Consider the following 15,687-nt stretch of genomic DNA (forward strand, 5'->3'; position numbering starts at 1 on the left):
GGATGAGCACCTTTCGGCGGGTACGGGCAGGGTGGTCAGGAGCGTACTTCGAGCAGCGGGACGAGCTGCTCGGCGGGGGTCATCGAGCCGTGGTTGCCGACCAGCGCCGACTCCTTGGGCTCCCGCTCGGAGGCGATGACCAGGACGTCGTCGTGCGCGGCCGCGATCACGTCCCCGAGCCGCGCGTACACGCGCTCGTCGACGCGCGGCCCGAACCAGCCGGCCGCGATCGCCTCGTCCCGCGAGGCCACCCAGAACTGCTCGCCGAGCACCTCGCGCCAGACGGTCAGCACGTCGTTCTCGGCGCCCGGCACCGCGTACACGTGCCGCGCCCGGCCCTCGCCGCCGAGCAGCGCGACGCCGGCGCCCAGCTCCCAGTCCTCGTCGAAGTCGATCCGGTGCTCCTCGTCGAACGGCACGTCGACCATGCCGTGGTCGGCGGTGACGTACAGCGCGCTGCGCGGCGGCAGCTGCTCGGCGAGGCGCTGGGCGAGCCGGTCCACGTTCATGAGCTGGCCGCGCCAGGTGTCGGAGGCGACGCCGTAGCGGTGCCCGGCGCCGTCCAGCTCGGCGTAGTACGTGTACACCAGCGCGCGGTCGCCCGCGGCCAGTTGCTCGGCGGCGAGGTCCATGCGGTCCTCGCCGGTGAGCCTGCCGTGGAAGGTGCCGCCGCTCAGCGCGACCTTGGTCAGCGGGGTGCTCGCGAAGGCCGGCGAGGACACCTGGGCGGCGTGCACCCCGGCGTCGTGGGCCAGTTGGAAGACCGTGGGGTACGGCTGCCAGGGGCGCGGCGGGGCCCACGGCTGCCAGCGGAGCTGGTTCATCAGCTCGCCGGTGGCGGGGTTGCGGACGGTGTAGCCGGGCAGGCCGTGCGCGCCGGGCGGCAGGCCGGTGCCGACGGAGGCAAGGGAGGTCGCGGTGGTGGCCGGGTAGCCGGCGGTGAGCGGGCGGCCGGTGCCGCCGCGCGAGGTGCCGAGCAGCGAGTTCAGGAAGGGGGCCTCGTCGGGGTGCGCCCTGAGCTGCTCCCAGCCGAGCCCGTCGACCAGGAAGACGCAGACCCGGTCGGCCGGGGTGAGTTCCCCGATCGCGGCGGTCATGCCGGGGACGCCGAGGCCCGCGGCCAGGGTGGGCAGCAGGTCGGCGAGCGAGCCGCTGCCGTACTGGGGCAGTGGCGCGCTGTCCAGGGCGAGTGGCTCCGGGTGGTCCCAGGCGGAGAGCTGCGCCATCAGCGCGTGGGGTCCGCGGTCGCCTCGGAGATGGCCTGCGCGAAGGCGAGCGCCTGGCGCACCGTCTCGGGGCCGTCGCCGGCCTCGCTCACCCGCAGGCTGAGGTCGTCCGCCGTGGAGCTGCCCGTGTAGCCGTGGTCGGCCTCGCAGTTGGGGTCGCCGCAGGCGGCGGGCTCCAGGTCGATGCGGCTGACCGCGCCCCAGCCGATGGTCAGCACGATCTCGCGGGGCAGGGTGCCCGGCTTGTACTGCTCCGGGTTGGCGACCACCCGGCTGACCACGACGGACGAGATCCGGCCGAGCTTCACGGACTCCGTGGAGGTGGTGGCGTACGGCGTCGGGGAGGTGTCGTCGGCGGCCTGCTCGTCGGTGTGGCTGACGATGAAGCGGTTGCCGGTGAGGACCAGCACGGTCACGTGCCGGCGCACCTCGTTCTGGTCGAACGTCGTCTCCTGGTGGACCAGGTACGACCGGATGGGCTCGCCGCCCACGGCGGCCTCCACCGCCTCGGCCACGAGGGCCGGGTAGTAGCCGCTGCGCTCGATCGCCGCGCGGAGCCCCTGGGTCGTCGTACTGGTCTTGGCCATGGCGTCCATCCTAATCCGTGGGCAAGGGCGCTCCGGGCCAGTCGCCGGCGGCCGCTCCCGCCCGCCCTCCGGCGCCGATCAGTACGCCGGCATAGTGCGCGGGCCGAGGTCGTCACGGGCCGGCGGCGGCGCGAGACGCACGGTGGCGCCCAGGACGCTCACACCCCGCTGGGCGACGACGACCGGCTCCAGGGTGACGGCCACCACCTCGGGGTGGTCGTCCACCAGCCGGGACACCCGCAGCAGCAGCCGCTCCAGCGCGGGGGTGTCGGCGGGCGTGGAGCCGCGCCAGCCGAAGAGCAGCGGCGCCGTGCGGATGGACCGCACCAGCGAGGTCGCGTCCCGGTCGGTGACCGGGACCAGCCGGTGCGCCATGTCGCCGAGCAGCTGCGAGGGGGCCCCGGCCAGCCCGAAGGACAGCACGGCGCCGGCCGCCGGGTCGATCACCGCGCGCACGACCGTGTCGACGCCCCTGGGCGCCATGCCCTGCACCACCGGCCGCAGCTCGTCGGGCTTGCCGAACAGCGCGGACAACTCGGCGTATGCGCGCCGCAGTTGCTCCTCGTTCGCGAGATCGAGGCGTACGCCGCCGAGGTCGGCGCGGTGGCGCAGGTGCGGGGCGGTGGCCTTGAGGGCCACCGGGTAGCCGAGGGTGCGGGCGGCCTCGGCGGCGGCGTCGGGGGTGGGCGCGGGCAGCGCGCGGCGGACCGGGATGCCGTATCTGCCGAGCAGTTCGCAGGTCTCCGCCTCCCCCAGGGTGAGCCCCTGCCCGCGTTCGAGCAGGGAGCCGATCAGGGCGGCGGCCCCCTTCTCGTCGATGTCGTCGTACTCCGGGACCTTGCCGGGATCGGCTGCCTCGCGCCGCCACTGCCCGTACTTCACGGCCTCGGCGAGGGCGCGGACGGCACGTTCGGCGGCGGGGTAGGCGGGGATGAGGCGGGTGCCGTCCCGCGGGGCGGCGCCGGGCGCCCCCGGCGCCGCCGCGTCCGGCGGCCCTGCCACGGCACCCGGCGGCCGCGTCGCGGGGCGAGCCGGCCCGGTGCCGGCCGGAGCGCCGGAGGCCTGCGCGGGGCTGGACGCGGCGTTCGCGGGGCCCGGAGCCCGCTGAGCGGCCTGAGGTGCGGCGCCCGGCGCGCCCGGAGTCTGCGCGGCGGCCCTGGGCGGGGTGCCGGCCGTGCCGGAGGCCTGCTGGGCAGCTTCAGGTGCGCCCGGCCCCTGAGACGTAGCGCCCTGCGCGTCCGGAACCTGCCCGGCCGCCGCGGGTGCGGTGCTCGCCGCGGCCGACAGCGCCTCCGCGAGGCCGCCGAGTTCCACGTGCACCACGAGCACCGGCTTGCCAGACGTCCCGGAGGCCGCCGACCGCAGCGCCTCCGCCAGTTCGGCGTCGCCCGGCGAGCTCTCGCCGATCGCCGGGATCGCCGTGACGACGACCGCGTCGCACGTGTCGTCCGCCAGGGCCCGCGACAGCGCGCGGTGGAAGTCCTCCGCCGTCGCGCCGGTGGTCAGGTCGAGCGGGGGCGAGGGCCGCAGCCCCTCCGCGAGGCAGCGGTCGTACGTCAGCAGGCCGAGCGACTCGGAGTTGCCGAGGATCGCCACCCGGGGGCCGGCGGGCAGCGGCTGCCGGGCCAGCAGCAGGCCCGCGTCGACCAGCTCGGTGATCGTGTCGACCCGGATGACGCCGGCCTGCCGGAGCAGCGCCGACACGGTCTCGTGGGGCAGTCGCGTCGCCCGGACCGCGTGCCCCTGCGGCGCCGATCCGGCGCCCTGCACCACGACCAGCGGCTTGGCCGCGGCCGTGCGGCGGGCGAGGCGGTTGAACTTGCGCGGGTTGCCGATGGACTCCAGGTACATCAGGGCGACGTCGGTCTCGGGGTCGTCGTACCAGTATTGGAGGACGTCGTTGCCGGAGACGTCGGCCCGGTTGCCGGACGACACGAAGGTGGACACGCCCGTGACGCCCGTGACCCCGCCGCCGCGCCGGTGCAGCCGGGACAGCAGGGCGATGCCGATGGCGCCGGACTGGGCGAACAGGCCGATGCGGCCGGGCCTCGGCATCTCCGGGGCCAGCGAGGCGTTCAGCCGGACGCCGGGCGCGGTGTTGATGATCCCGAAGGCGTTGGGGCCGATGATCCGCATGCCGTAGGCGCGCGCCTGCCGCACCAGGGCCCGCTGCCGCTCACGGCCCTCGGGCCCGCTCTCGGCGTAACCGGCGGACAGCACCACGAGCCCCTGCACCCCGTGCTCGCCGCACTCGGCGACGACCGCGGGCACGTGCTCGGCCGGGACGGCGACGACGGCGAGGTCGACGGGCCCCTCGATGTCGCGCACCGAGCGGTGCGCGGGCACCCCGTCGACCTCCTCGAGGTCCTCGGCGAAGGCCTTGTTCACGGCGTGCAGCCGGCCCTGGTAGCCGGCCTCCCGGATGTTGCCGAGGACGCCGCGGCCGACGCCGCCGGGCGCGCGGCCGACGCCGACGACGGCGACCGAGCCGGGCGCCAGCAGCCGGCGCACCGAGCGGGCCTCGGCGCGCTGCTCCCGCGCGCGCTGGACGGCGACCGAGCGGTCGGTGGGCTCGAGGTCGAACTCCAGCCGTACGACGCCGTCCTCGAAGCTGCGCTTCTGGGTGTATCCGGCGTCCGTGAACACCTTGATCATCTTGGTGTTGGCGGGCAGCACCTCGGCGGCGAAGCGCCGGATGCCGCGCTCGCGCGCGACGGCCGCGACGTGCTCCAGCAGCGCGGACGCGACGCCGCGCCCCTGGTGGGCGTCCTGGACCAGGAAGGCGACCTCGGCCTCGTCGGCGGGTCCGGAGGCGGCCATGCCGTCGGTGCCGATGCGGTCGTAGCGTACGGTGGCGATGAACTCGCCGCCGATCGTGGCCGCGAGTCCCACCCGGTCCACGAAGTCGTGGTGAGTGAAGCGGTGGACGTCCTTGGCGGACAGACGTGGGTACGGCGCGAAGAAGCGGTAGTACTTCGACTCGTCCGAGACCTGCTCGTAGAAGCTGACCAGGCGGTCGGCGTCGTCAGCGGTGATGGGCCTGATGCGCGCGGTGCCCCCGTCGCGCAGCACCACGTCCGCCTCCCAGTGAGCGGGGTACTCGTGCCGGTCCTGCCGGTCCGCCGGGCTCTGCATGGGCCCCAGGGTACGGCTCGCGTACGACGGCGTCGCGAGGCAGTCTGTGGAGGACGACAGGCCGGATCGAGGCCGCGATCCGGTGGCGCGCCGCGGCGGTGCACCGCACCGCTCGGGGCACGCTTCACGATATGGGAAACTGGTCTAGACAACCTGAACACCGAAGGGCAGCAACACATGGCTGAGCGCCGCGTCAACGTCGGCTGGGCCGAGGGCCTCCACGCCCGCCCCGCCTCCATCTTCGTCCGAGCCGCCACGGCCACAGGCGTCCCGGTGACGATCGCCAAGGCCGGGGGCAACCCCGTCAACGCGGCCTCCATGCTGGCCGTCCTGGGCCTGGGCGCCCAGGGCGGCGAGGAGATCGTCCTCGCCTCCGACGCCGAGGGCGCGGACGTCGCCCTGGACCGTCTGGCCAAGCTGGTCGCCGAGGGCCTCGAGGAACTGCCCGAGACGGTCTGAGCACCGGTCACGGGAAACACCGGAGCCGTGCCGCCCTTTTCCGGGCGGCACGGCTCCGCCGTTTCTCCGGAAATCCAGGCGCGCGGGAAATCGGGCAGCGGAAATACCGCGCCACGGAATTCCCCCCTCTTTGTATACGGTGCCCGTGTTAATGCCGCCGGCCCGACATGTTTACGGCATGTTGCGAAGTCCTCACACGGTCCGGGCGGCCCTCGCCGCCGGAAAAGCGCAATCGGTGCGCGGCCGTAGCGCGCTCGGTGTGCAGCGCCGTGAGCGCACGCGCGCGTTCGCCGTCGCCGCGCGCCACCGCGTCCACGATCGCGCCGTGCTCGGTCCAGGAGTCCACCGGGCTCGGCGGGGCCGCCACCGCGTACATCCAGGCGATCTTGTGCCGGAGCTGGGTCAGCATCGACGTCAGCGAGGGACTGCCGCAGGCCTGGGCGAGTGTCTCGTGGAACCAGCCCCCCAGCGCGCGCAGATCCTCGCTGCCGCCCCGCCGGGCCCGCTCCTGCCCCAGCCTGACCAGGCCGCGCAGCACCTTCAGATGGGCCTCGGTGCGCCGCTGGGCGGCCCGGAAGGCGCCGAGCGGCTCCAGGAGCACGCGCATCTCCAGCAGGTCGGCGGCCTCCTGCTCGGTCGGTTCGGCCACGCACGCGCCCGCGTGCCGCCGGGTCACCACGAAGCCCTCGGCCTCCAGGGTGCGCAGGGCCTCGCGGACGGGGACGCGCGAGACGCCGTAGCGGCGGGCCAGGACTTCCTCGGTGAGCCGGCCGCCGCGCTCGTGGACGCCTGCGACGATGTCGTCCCGGATCGCCGTGCACACCGAATGCGCCGGAATACGCATGACCGACCTCCGCCTTAATCCCCGTGAAACGCCGACGATGGACGCGTTGACTCGTGACTCTATTCCAAGGGAGCGGAATCTCCGACGGCGGGCCGGAATCCATGAATATTTTTTGGCCGGACAGCGGCGAACACCGCCGGGAACGGCGAAAGCCCCGGCTCGGTGAGCCGGGGCTTTCGGATGTCCGTGCGCGAGGCGTCAGACGTGCACGCCGTGCTGGCGGAGGTAGGCGACGGGGTCGACGTCCGAGCCGTACTCGGGCGTCGTACGGGCCTCGAAGTGGAGGTGCGGGCCGGTGACGTTGCCCGTCGCGCCCGACAGGCCGATCTGCTGGCCCGGGGTCACCTTCTGGCCCACCGTGACGCCGATGGAGGACAGGTGGCCGTACTGGGTGTACATGCCGTCGGCCATCCGGATCACGATCTGGTTGCCGTACGCCCCGCCCCAGCCGGTGGAGACGACGGTGCCGGCGCCGACCGCGTGCACGGAGGTGCCGCTGGCGGCGTGGAAGTCGATGCCCGTGTGCGAGCCGGACGACCACAGCGAGCTGCTGGCCTGGTACGCCGTCGAGACGTACGAGTGCACGATCGGGGCGACGAAGGCGTTCAGGCGCTTGCGCTCGGCCTCACGGGCGGCGCGCGCCGCGGCCTCGCGTTCCTTCTTCGCCTCGGCGGCGGCCGCCTTGACGGCGGCCTCCTCGGCCGCCTGCCGCTCGGCGGCCTGCGTCTGGGCGGCGGCCTGCTCGTCGATCTGCTCGGCGACCTGGTCGCTCACGCTGATCACCGGCGTGAGGCCGGTCTGCTCGACGGGCTTCTCCACGGCGAACGCCGGGGCGGCCGCGAGGCTGCCGATGACGCCGGTGGTGGTGAGGGCTGCGACACCCGCCGCCTGAGCGGTGGTGCGCTTGACGCGGCCGGGCTTGCGGTGCTTCCCGGAGGCGCACATGAACGCCATGAAGTGGCTGGTCCTTTCCTTCCCTCTCGCCTACCGGGTTAGCTGACGGGTTCGGAGCAGGAAGGTCTCCTACGGACTCCCTCGCTCGCGCGCGGGCGTCCGATTCACCCCAGGGACTGCGATGGGTCCCCGGCTCCCCTGGCTCGCGCCGTACGGGGACTCGGCGATGACTGTCCGGTGCCGCGGGCGCGGCGCACTGCCTGACGGACAGCCCGGATGACGCTAAGCGGCCCGGTCTCCGGCACCCAAACGGATCCGGGCTTTTGTAGCGCATCCCACAGGGCAGACAGGCAACCTCCGCCTCAATTCGGACATCTGGACAAGGGCGCCCCACCTGTTTCGCGAAGGACCGCGCACACGATGGGGACCTGACGGCCCGTCGGCCGCGAGGTCCCCATGCGCGCGTGGCGCCGTCCGGCCGCTACTCGGCGGCGACCACGGTGACTTCGCCGATGCCGAGCGCCTGCACCGGCTCCTTGATCTGCGCCGCGTCACCGACCAGGACCGTCACCAGACCGTCCACCGGGAAGGCGCTGACGACCGCCGCGGTGGCCTCGACCGTGCCGGTGGCCGCGAGCCGCTGATACAGCGTCGCCTGGAAGTCGTCGGGCAGGTGCTGCTCGACCTGGTCGGCCAGGGTGCTCGCGACGGCCGCCGCGGTCTCGTACTTCAGCGGCGCCACCCCGACCAGGTTCTGCACGGCGACGTCCCGCTCGGCGTCGGTCAGGCCCTCGGCGGCGAGGGTGCGCAGCACCTTCCACAGGTCGTCGAGCGCCGGACCGGTGTTCGGGGTGTCCACGGAGCCGCTGATGGCGAGCATCGCGGCGCCGGTGCCGTCCGGAGCGGACCGCAGGACCTGCCCGAAGGCGCGCACGCCGTAGGTGTAACCCTTCTCCTCGCGCAGCACGCGGTCCAGGCGGGAGGTGAGCGTGCCGCCGAGGCAGTAGGTGCCGAGCACCTGGGCGGGCCAGACCCGGTCGTGCCGGTCGGGGCCGATCCGGCCGATGAGCAGCTGGGTCTGGACGGCGCCGGGGCGGTCGACGATGACGACACGGCCGGTGTCGTCGGCGGTCACCGGCGGCACCGGGCGCGGCTCGCCGGGGGTACCGGACCAGGCGCCCAGGGTGTCGGCGAGCAGGGCGTCCAGATCGGTGCCGGTGAGGTCGCCGACCACGACCGCGGTCGCCGTCGCGGGACGCACATGACGGTCGTAGAAGGCGCGGACCGCGGCCGCGTCGATCTTCTCGACCGTCTCCTCGGTGCCCTGGCGCGGGCGCGACATGCGCGCGGTGGCCGGGAACAGCTCCTTGGAGAGCTCCTTGGCGGCGCGCCGGGAGGGGTTGGCCAGCTCGTGCGGGATCTCGTCCAGCCGGTTGCGCACCAGCCGCTCGACCTCGCTCTCCGCGAAGGCGGGGGCGCGCAGGGCGTCGGCGAGCAGACCGAGGCCCTTGGCCAGCCGGGAGGCCGGCACCTCGAGGCTGAGCCGGACGCCCGGGTGGTCGGCGTGCGCGTCGAGCGTGGCGCCTGCCCGCTCCAGCTCCGCGGCGTAGTCCTCGGCCGAGTGCTTGTCGGTGCCCTCGGAGAAGGCCCGCGCCATGATCGTGGCGACGCCGTCCAGGCCGGTCGGCTCGGCGTCCAGGGGCGCGTCGAGCAGCACCTCCACGGCGACGACCTGCTGGCCGGGGCGGTGGCAGCGCAGCACGGTCAGCCCGTTGTCCAGCGTGCCGCGCTCGGGGGCCGGGAACGCCCAGGGCCTGGCCTCGCCCGGCTGCGGCTGGGGGTGGAAGTCCATCGGGGCGAGCTCGCTCACTTGGCCGTCTCCTCGTTGTCGTGTCGGCCCTCGACGGTCGCTTCGGCCTCCGGGTCCTCGGGGACGTCCGCGTCCTCGACGGTCTCCGGGGACTTCGGCTCGTACACGAGGACCGCGCGGTTGTCCGGACGCAGGCGGGCCTTGGCGACCTCCTGCACCTGCTCGGGGGTCACCTCCAGCACGCGCTCGACGGCCGTCAGGGCGAGCTGCGGGTCTCCGAACAGGACGGCGAACCGGCACAGTTCGTCGGCGCGGCCGGCGACCGTGCCGAGCCGGTCCAGCCATTCGCGCTCCAACTGGGCCTGGGCGCGTTCCATCTCCTCGGGCGTGGGGCCCTCCTCGGCGAACCGGGCCAGCTCCTCGTCGATCGCGGCCTCGATCACCGGCACCTCGACGTCACCGGAGGTCTTCACGTCCAGCCAGCCGAGCGAGGGCGCGCCGGCCAGCCGGAGCAGGCCGAAGCCGGCCGCGACGGCCGTGCGGTCGCGGCGCACCAGCCGGTTGTACAGCCGGGAGGACTCGCCGCCGCCGAGCACGGTCAGGGCCAGGTCGGCCGCGTCCGCGTCGCGCGTGCCGTCGTGCGGGAGCCGGTAGGCGGCCATCAGGGCGCGCGCCGGGACCTCCTCCTCGACGACCTCGCGCACCTGGCCGCCCATGACCTCCGGCAGCGAGCCGTCGCGGGGCGCGGGCTTGCCGTCGTGGCCGGGGATGGAGCCGAAGTACTTCTCGACCCAGGCGAGGGTCTGCTTCGGGTCGATGTCGCCGACCACGGACAGCACCGCGTTGTTGGGCGCGTAGTACGTCCGGAAGAACTGGCGCGCGTCCTCCAGGGTGGCCGCGTCCAGGTCGGCCATCGAGCCGATCGGCGTGTGGTGGTAGGGGTGGCCCTCCGGGTAGACCATGGCGGTCAGCTTCTCGAAGGCGGTGCCGTAGGGGACGTTGTCGTAGCGCTGGCGGCGCTCGTTCTTGACGACGTCCCGCTGGTTCTCCATGGACTCCTCGTCCAGGGCGGCCAGCAGGGAGCCCATGCGGTCGGCCTCCAGCCAGAGGGCGAGCTCGAGCTGGTGGGCGGGCATGGTCTCGAAGTAGTTGGTGCGCTCGAAGCTGGTGGTGCCGTTCAGCGAGCCGCCGGCGCCCTGCACCAGTTCGAAGTGGCCGTTGCCCGTCACCTGTCCGGAGCCCTGGAACATCAGGTGCTCGAAAAGGTGAGCCAGGCCGGTACGTCCCTTGACTTCGTGGCGGGAGCCGACGTCGTACCACAGGCAGACCGCCGCCACCGGGGTCAGGTGGTCCTCGGAGAGCACCACGCGCAGACCGTTGGCCAGCCGGTGCTCGGTCGCTGTCAGGCCCCCGGAGCCTGCCTCGGCCGTGGTCGTGTGACCCATGGGCATGTACGTCCCTTCGCGAGCGGAGGCGGTTGATGGAAACCGCGGTTTTCCTGCCGGTCCTGCCACTGTATGCAAGCGTGCGGAGCCTCGGCGAAGTTCCCGCCGGACGTACGCCCACAGCGGATCACCTCAGCGGATCGCGTAGCCTGCGTCCCGCGTGCCGTGGGAGGGCTTCCCGGCACCGGGGCGGACCGCGGGGGACCGGGTCGCGGCCCGGCTTGTCAGTGCCGCGGTCCACAATGGTGCGCGTCAGATCCGTCAACCCCGAGCGAACAGAAATCTGGAGGAGCCGGCAGCGATGGCCCGCCGCAGCACGAAGACCCCGCCGCCCGACGATTCGTACGAGGAGAGGATCCTCGACATCGACGTCGTGGACGAGATGCGTGGCTCCTACCTCGAGTACGCGTACTCGGTCATCTACTCGCGCGCCCTGCCGGACGCCCGTGACGGCCTCAAGCCCGTGCACCGCCGGATCGTCTACCAGATGAACGAGATGGGCCTGCGCCCCGACCGGAGCTACGTGAAGTGCGCCCGCGTCGTCGGCGAGGTCATGGGCAAGCTGCACCCGCACGGCGACTCGTCGATCTACGACGCCCTGGTGCGCATGGCGCAGCCGTTCTCGATGCGCGTCCCGCTGGTCGACGGCCACGGCAACTTCGGCTCGCTGGGCAACGACGACCCGCCGGCCGCCATGCGGTACACCGAGTGCCGCATGACCGAGGCGACGAGCCTGATGACCGAGTCGATCGACGAGGACACGGTCGACTTCGCGCCGAACTACGACGGCCAGGAGCAGGAGCCGGTGGCGCTGCCCGCCGCCTTCCCGAACCTGCTGGTCAACGGCTCCTCGGGCATCGCGGTGGGTATGGCGACGAACATGCCGCCGCACAATCTGCGCGAGGTCGTGGCGGCGGCCCGCCATCTGATCAGGCACCCGAACGCGGACCTGGACGCGCTGATGAAGCACGTCCCCGGACCCGACCTGCCCACCGGCGGCCGGATCGTCGGCCTGGACGGCATCCGCGACGCGTACGCGTCCGGACGCGGCACGTTCAAGATCCGGGCGACGGTCAGCGTCGAGACGGTGACCGCCCGCCGCAAGGGCCTGGTCGTCACCGAGCTGCCCTTCGCGGTCGGCCCCGAGAAGGTCATCGCCAAGATCAAGGACCTGGTCAACTCCAAGAAGGTCCAGGGCATCGCCGACGTCAAGGACCTCACCGACCGTGAGCACGGGCTGCGCCTGGTCATCGAGATCAAGAACGGCTTCGTGCCGGAGGCGATCCTGGAGCAGCTCTACAAGCTGACGCCGATGGAGGAGTCCTTCGGCATCAACAACGTCGCCCTGGTCGACGGCCAGCCGCTCACGCTGGGCCTGAAGGAGCTGCTGGAGGTCTACCTCGACCACCGCTTCGACGTGGTCCGCCGGCGCAGCGAGTTCCGCCGCGGCAAGAAGCGCGACCGGCTCCACCTGGTCGAGGGCCTGCTCACCGCCCTGGTCGACATCGACGAGGTCATCCGGCTGATCCGGTCCAGCGAGAACTCCGCGCAGGCCAAGCAGCGCCTGATGGAGCGGTTCTCGCTGAGCGACGTCCAGACGCAGTACATCCTCGACACGCCGCTGCGCCGGCTCACCAAGTACGACCGCATCGAGCTGGAGGCGGAGAAGGACAAGCTCACCGCGGAGATCGAGGAGCTGACCCGGATCCTGGACTCGGACGCGGAGCTGCGCAAGCTGGTCTCGGCCGAACTGGCCGCCGTGTCGAAGAAGTTCGGCGCCGACCGGCGCACGGTGCTGCTGGAGTCCGGGGGCGCGCCGGTGGCCGCCGTGCCGCTCCAGGTCGCCGACGACCCGTGCCGGGTGCTGCTGTCCTCGACGGGCCTGCTGGCCCGCACGGCGACCGACCAGCCGTTCGCCGAGTCGGCCGGCGTCAAGCGCGTGAAGCACGACGTGATCCTCTCGGTGGTCCCGGCGACCGCGCGCGGCGAGATCGGCGCGGTCACCTCGGCGGGCCGGCTGCTGCGGATCAACGTCGTCGACCTTCCGCAGCTCCCCGAGGCGGCGACGGCGAACCTGTCCGGCGGGGCGCCGCTCGCGGAGTTCGTGTCCCTCGAGGACGACGAGACGGTGGTCTGCCTGACCACGCTGGACGAGTCGTCGCCCGGCCTGGCGCTCGGCACGGTGCAGGGTGTCGTCAAGCGCGTGGTGCCCGACTACCCGTCCAACAAGGACGAGTTGGAGGTCATCACGCTCAAGGAGGGCGACCGGATCGTCGGCGCGGTGGAGCTGCGCACCGGCGAGGAGGACCTGGTGTTCATCACGGACGACGCGCAGCTGCTGCGCTTCCAGGCGTCCATCGTCCGCCCGCAGGGCCGCCCGGCCGGCGGTATCGCCGGCATCAAGCTGACCGAGGGCGCCAAGGTCATCTCCTTCACCGCGGTCGACCCGGCCGCCGACGCCGCGGTCTTCACGGTGGCGGGCTCGCGCGGCACGCTGGACGACTCGGTGCAGACGACGGCCAAGCTGACCCCGTTCGACCAGTACCCGCGCAAGGGCCGCGCCACCGGCGGCGTGCGCTGCCAGCGGTTCCTGAAGGGCGAGGACTGCCTGTCCCTGGCCTGGGCGGGCCCCGTCCCGGCGCGGGCCGCGCAGAAGAACGGCACCCCGGTGACGCTCCCGGAGCCGGACCCGCGCCGCGACGGCTCGGGCACCTCGCTGCCGAAGACGGTGGCGGTGGTCGCGGGACCGGTGTCGTAGGACGCCCGGCCGCACGCCCTGGGGGCGCTACCCCTCGTACGTCTCCGTGCCCGGTTCCTCCTCGGAGCCGGGCACGAAGCGCAGGACGCCCCACATGCCGTGCTCGTCGGCGTGCGGGGCGTCGTCGCCGCACGCCTGCAGCTCCTTGTGGAGGGCGTCGGCGTCGATGCCGGAGCCGATCAGCACGAGCTGGGTGCGGCGCGGACCGGCGGGCGGCCAGGGCTCGGGCCGGAAGCGCAGGAACCGGCCGACGGCGTGCACGGCGTACCGGTTGCGGGTGTCGTACGGCCCGAAGTCGACGTATCCCTTGATCCGGTACAGCCCCTCGGGGCGGCTGTCCAGGAAGCTCATCAGCCGGCGGGGGTCCATGGGCGGCGCCGAGGTGAAGGAGAGGCTGTCGTAGCCGGTGTGCAGGTGGCCGGCGTGGTCGTGGCCGTCCTCGCGGTGCTCGTGCAGGTCGTCGAAGGAGAGCTGGCCGATGCGCTCTTCGCTCGGCCGGCAGTCGAAGAGGAACTCCGGGTCGACGCGGCCGTAGGTGGCGGGGAGGACCGCGGCACGGCCGGCGAGCGAGCGGACGAGCGCGAGCACGCGGTCGGCGTCCGGCGCCCGGTCCAGCTTGTTGACCACGACCAGGTCGGCCAGGGCGAGATGCCGGTCGATCTCGGGGTGCCTGGTGCGGGTGTCGTCGAATTCGGCGGCGTCCACGACCTCGACGAGGCCGCCGTAGACGATCCCCGGGTGCTCGCTGGCCAGCACCATGCGCACCAGTTCCTGGGGCTCGGCGAGTCCGCTGGCCTCGATGACGATGACGTCGACGCCCGCGGCGGGGGCGGCGAGCCGGTCCAGGTAGACGTCGAGTTCGCTCGCGTCGACGGCACAGCACAGACAGCCGTTGCCGAGCGAGACGGTGGAGTCGCCGAGGGCGCCGGCCACCGCCATCGCGTCGATCTCGATGGCGCCGAAGTCGTTGACGATCGCCCCGATGCGGCTGCCTCCGCTGTGGTGCAGCAGGTGGTTGAGCAGCGTGGTCTTCCCCGAGCCCAGGAAACCGGCGAGCACGACCACCGGGATCTGCGGACTGCGGCTGTTCGCCGGGCTGTTCCCCAACGGGCGACCTCTCTCACACGGACGCGCACACCGGCTCGCCGCCGGGTGCGCGGACGGGATGGCGGGCATCTTTTCGGGCATCGACTGCGACACCAGGATACGAGCGAGCCGGAACGCGCCGGGACGCGCCGGGACGCCGCGCGGGGGGGGCGGCTCCTCGTCGCCTCAGGCCGCGGGTGGCACCGCGACCGGCGGCTCCGGGCCCACGTAGCGTGCCACCGGACGGATGATCTTCGGGTCCGCCGCCTGTTCCAGGATGTTGGCGCTCCAGCCCACCACCCGGGCCGCCGCGAAGGTGGGGGTGAACATCTCCCGGGGCAGGCCGCACAGTTCCATGACCACGCCCGCGTAGTACTCGACGTTGGTGTGCAGTTCACGGCCCGGCTTCAGCTCGGCGAGGACCGCCTCGACGTGCCGTTCGACCTCGACGGCCAGTTCGACGCGCGGGCCGCCGAAGCCGAGGGCGATCTCCCGCAGCATCCGCGAACGCGGGTCCTCCGTGCGGTAGACGGCGTGGCCGAAGCCCATGACGCGGTCACCGGCGAGCACCCGCTCCCTGATCCATGCGTCGGCCCGGTCCGGTGTTCCGATCGCGTCCAGGGTGTCGAGCGCACGGCTCGGCGCCCCGCCGTGCAGCGGCCCGGACAGGGCGCCCACGGCTCCGGTCAGACAGGCTGCGACGTCGGCGCCGGTGGACGCGATGACCCGCGCGGTGAATGTCGACGCGTTGAATCCGTGGTCAATGGTCGAGAGCAGGTATTGCTCGACCGCACGGGCCCGCCGCGGGTCGGGCTCCTCGCCTGTGAGCATGTAGAGGTAGTTGGCCGCGTACGACAGGTCCTCGCGGGGCTCCACGGGTTCGAGGCCCCGCCCGAGCCGGTACAGCGCGGTGAGCAGCGTGGGCACGGCCGCGCAGGCGGCCACGGTGTCGGCGCGGCGCTGGTCCGGGTCCGTGTCGTAGACCGGACGGAACCCCCGCGCGGCGCCCAGCAGGGACAGCGCGGTGCGCAGGCCGGCCAGCGGCCCGGAGTCGCGCCCGGCCGCGGCGATCGCGGGAAGGGCCGCGCGGACCTCATCGGGCAGCCGGCGCAGCCCCGCGGTCCCGGCGGCGAAGGACGCGGCGCGCCCGGGCTCCGGCAGGGTCCCGTGCACCAAAAGGTGCCAGACGTCCTCGAAGCCGCGGGTGCACGCGAGTTCGACGGCCGAGTACTGCCGGTAGTGGTAGAAGCCTTCGATCCCCCGGACGTCTCCGACGCGGGTGTCGGTGACGACGACCCCCGCGAGGCCACGCGGCACCTCGACCCGGGGTGCGGTCCTGTTGACGGACATGGTGTCTCCCTCCTGGACTTGATCCGACTGTCCATGCTTGACTCATGGACTGTCAACGTTGATCGAGTCAATGTCAGCCCATCAAGATGTGGA

At 73.1% G+C, this 15,687-nt stretch carries 11 protein-coding genes and 1 riboswitch; of the genes, 2 read left to right on the plus strand and 9 right to left on the minus strand.

Translation table 11 applies throughout. The features are described 5' to 3' along the window. Positions 1-35: 35 nt before the first annotated feature. From ACFYU0_RS32285 to ACFYU0_RS32295, 3 genes are all read right to left on the minus strand, one after another. Positions 36-1,226: a nucleotide pyrophosphatase/phosphodiesterase family protein gene (locus ACFYU0_RS32285; protein WP_351669533.1), complete on the minus strand. Its 1,191-nt coding sequence runs from the start codon at positions 1,224-1,226 to the stop codon at positions 36-38. Next, positions 1,226-1,822, minus strand: coding sequence for a DUF5998 family protein (locus ACFYU0_RS32290; protein ID WP_351669535.1), 597 nt, complete (start codon positions 1,820-1,822; stop codon positions 1,226-1,228). Before ACFYU0_RS32290 ends, ACFYU0_RS32285 begins: the two co-directional genes overlap by 1 nt. 69 nt (positions 1,823-1,891) lie before the next feature. After that, on the minus strand, positions 1,892-4,948 hold the full coding sequence (locus tag ACFYU0_RS32295) for a GNAT family N-acetyltransferase (RefSeq protein ID WP_389305802.1): 3,057 nt from the start codon (positions 4,946-4,948) through the stop codon (positions 1,892-1,894). Positions 4,949-5,125: 177 nt separating this feature from the next. On the opposite strand from ACFYU0_RS32295, the gene ACFYU0_RS32300 reads away from it, so the two are divergent. Beyond that, positions 5,126-5,407, plus strand: coding sequence for an HPr family phosphocarrier protein (locus tag ACFYU0_RS32300; protein WP_317445823.1), 282 nt, complete (start codon positions 5,126-5,128; stop codon positions 5,405-5,407). 148 nt (positions 5,408-5,555) lie between these two features. On the opposite strand, the gene ACFYU0_RS32305 is transcribed toward ACFYU0_RS32300, so the two are convergent. From ACFYU0_RS32305 to ACFYU0_RS32320, 4 genes are all read right to left on the minus strand, one after another. Then, complete coding sequence (locus ACFYU0_RS32305) at positions 5,556-6,251, minus strand: GntR family transcriptional regulator (RefSeq protein WP_351669540.1); 696 nt, start codon at positions 6,249-6,251, stop codon at positions 5,556-5,558. A 198-nt stretch (positions 6,252-6,449) separates the two neighbouring features. Then, positions 6,450-7,205, minus strand: a complete 756-nt coding sequence (locus tag ACFYU0_RS32310; protein WP_351669542.1) for a M23 family metallopeptidase — start codon at positions 7,203-7,205, stop codon at positions 6,450-6,452. A gap of 12 nt (positions 7,206-7,217) precedes the next feature. Then, positions 7,218-7,381, minus strand: a riboswitch (cyclic di-AMP (ydaO/yuaA leader). A gap of 245 nt (positions 7,382-7,626) precedes the next feature. Then, positions 7,627-9,015 carry a M16 family metallopeptidase gene (locus tag ACFYU0_RS32315; protein ID WP_389305804.1) on the minus strand — a complete coding sequence of 463 codons (1,389 nt, stop codon included), beginning with the start codon at positions 9,013-9,015 and terminating at the stop codon, positions 7,627-7,629. Then, the gene (locus ACFYU0_RS32320) at positions 9,012-10,406 is read right to left on the minus strand and encodes a pitrilysin family protein (RefSeq protein ID WP_351669546.1); all 1,395 of its coding nucleotides are present in this window, start codon (positions 10,404-10,406) and stop codon (positions 9,012-9,014) included. The genes ACFYU0_RS32315 and ACFYU0_RS32320 overlap by 4 nt, the downstream gene beginning before the upstream one ends. Before the next feature lie 295 nt (positions 10,407-10,701). Between ACFYU0_RS32320 and ACFYU0_RS32325 the strand changes: the two genes are divergently transcribed. Next, positions 10,702-13,158 carry a DNA topoisomerase (ATP-hydrolyzing) subunit A gene (locus ACFYU0_RS32325; RefSeq protein ID WP_389305806.1) on the plus strand — a complete coding sequence of 819 codons (2,457 nt, stop codon included), beginning with the start codon at positions 10,702-10,704 and terminating at the stop codon, positions 13,156-13,158. 27 nt (positions 13,159-13,185) lie between these two features. Here ACFYU0_RS32325 and ACFYU0_RS32330 read toward each other — a convergent pair whose 3' ends face one another. Both ACFYU0_RS32330 and ACFYU0_RS32335 read right to left on the minus strand, forming a co-directional pair. Continuing rightward, positions 13,186-14,265, minus strand: a complete 1,080-nt coding sequence (locus ACFYU0_RS32330; RefSeq protein ID WP_389305808.1) for a CobW family GTP-binding protein — start codon at positions 14,263-14,265, stop codon at positions 13,186-13,188. Between the two features lie 165 nt (positions 14,266-14,430). Beyond that, positions 14,431-15,594: a citrate synthase/methylcitrate synthase gene (locus ACFYU0_RS32335; protein ID WP_389305810.1), complete on the minus strand. Its 1,164-nt coding sequence runs from the start codon at positions 15,592-15,594 to the stop codon at positions 14,431-14,433. Positions 15,595-15,687 lie beyond the last annotated feature (93 nt).

Origin of the sequence: Streptomyces sp. NPDC003720, from assembly GCF_042875075.1 — a bacterium.
In the GTDB taxonomy this organism is placed as follows: Bacteria; Actinomycetota; Actinomycetes; order Streptomycetales; family Streptomycetaceae; genus Streptomyces.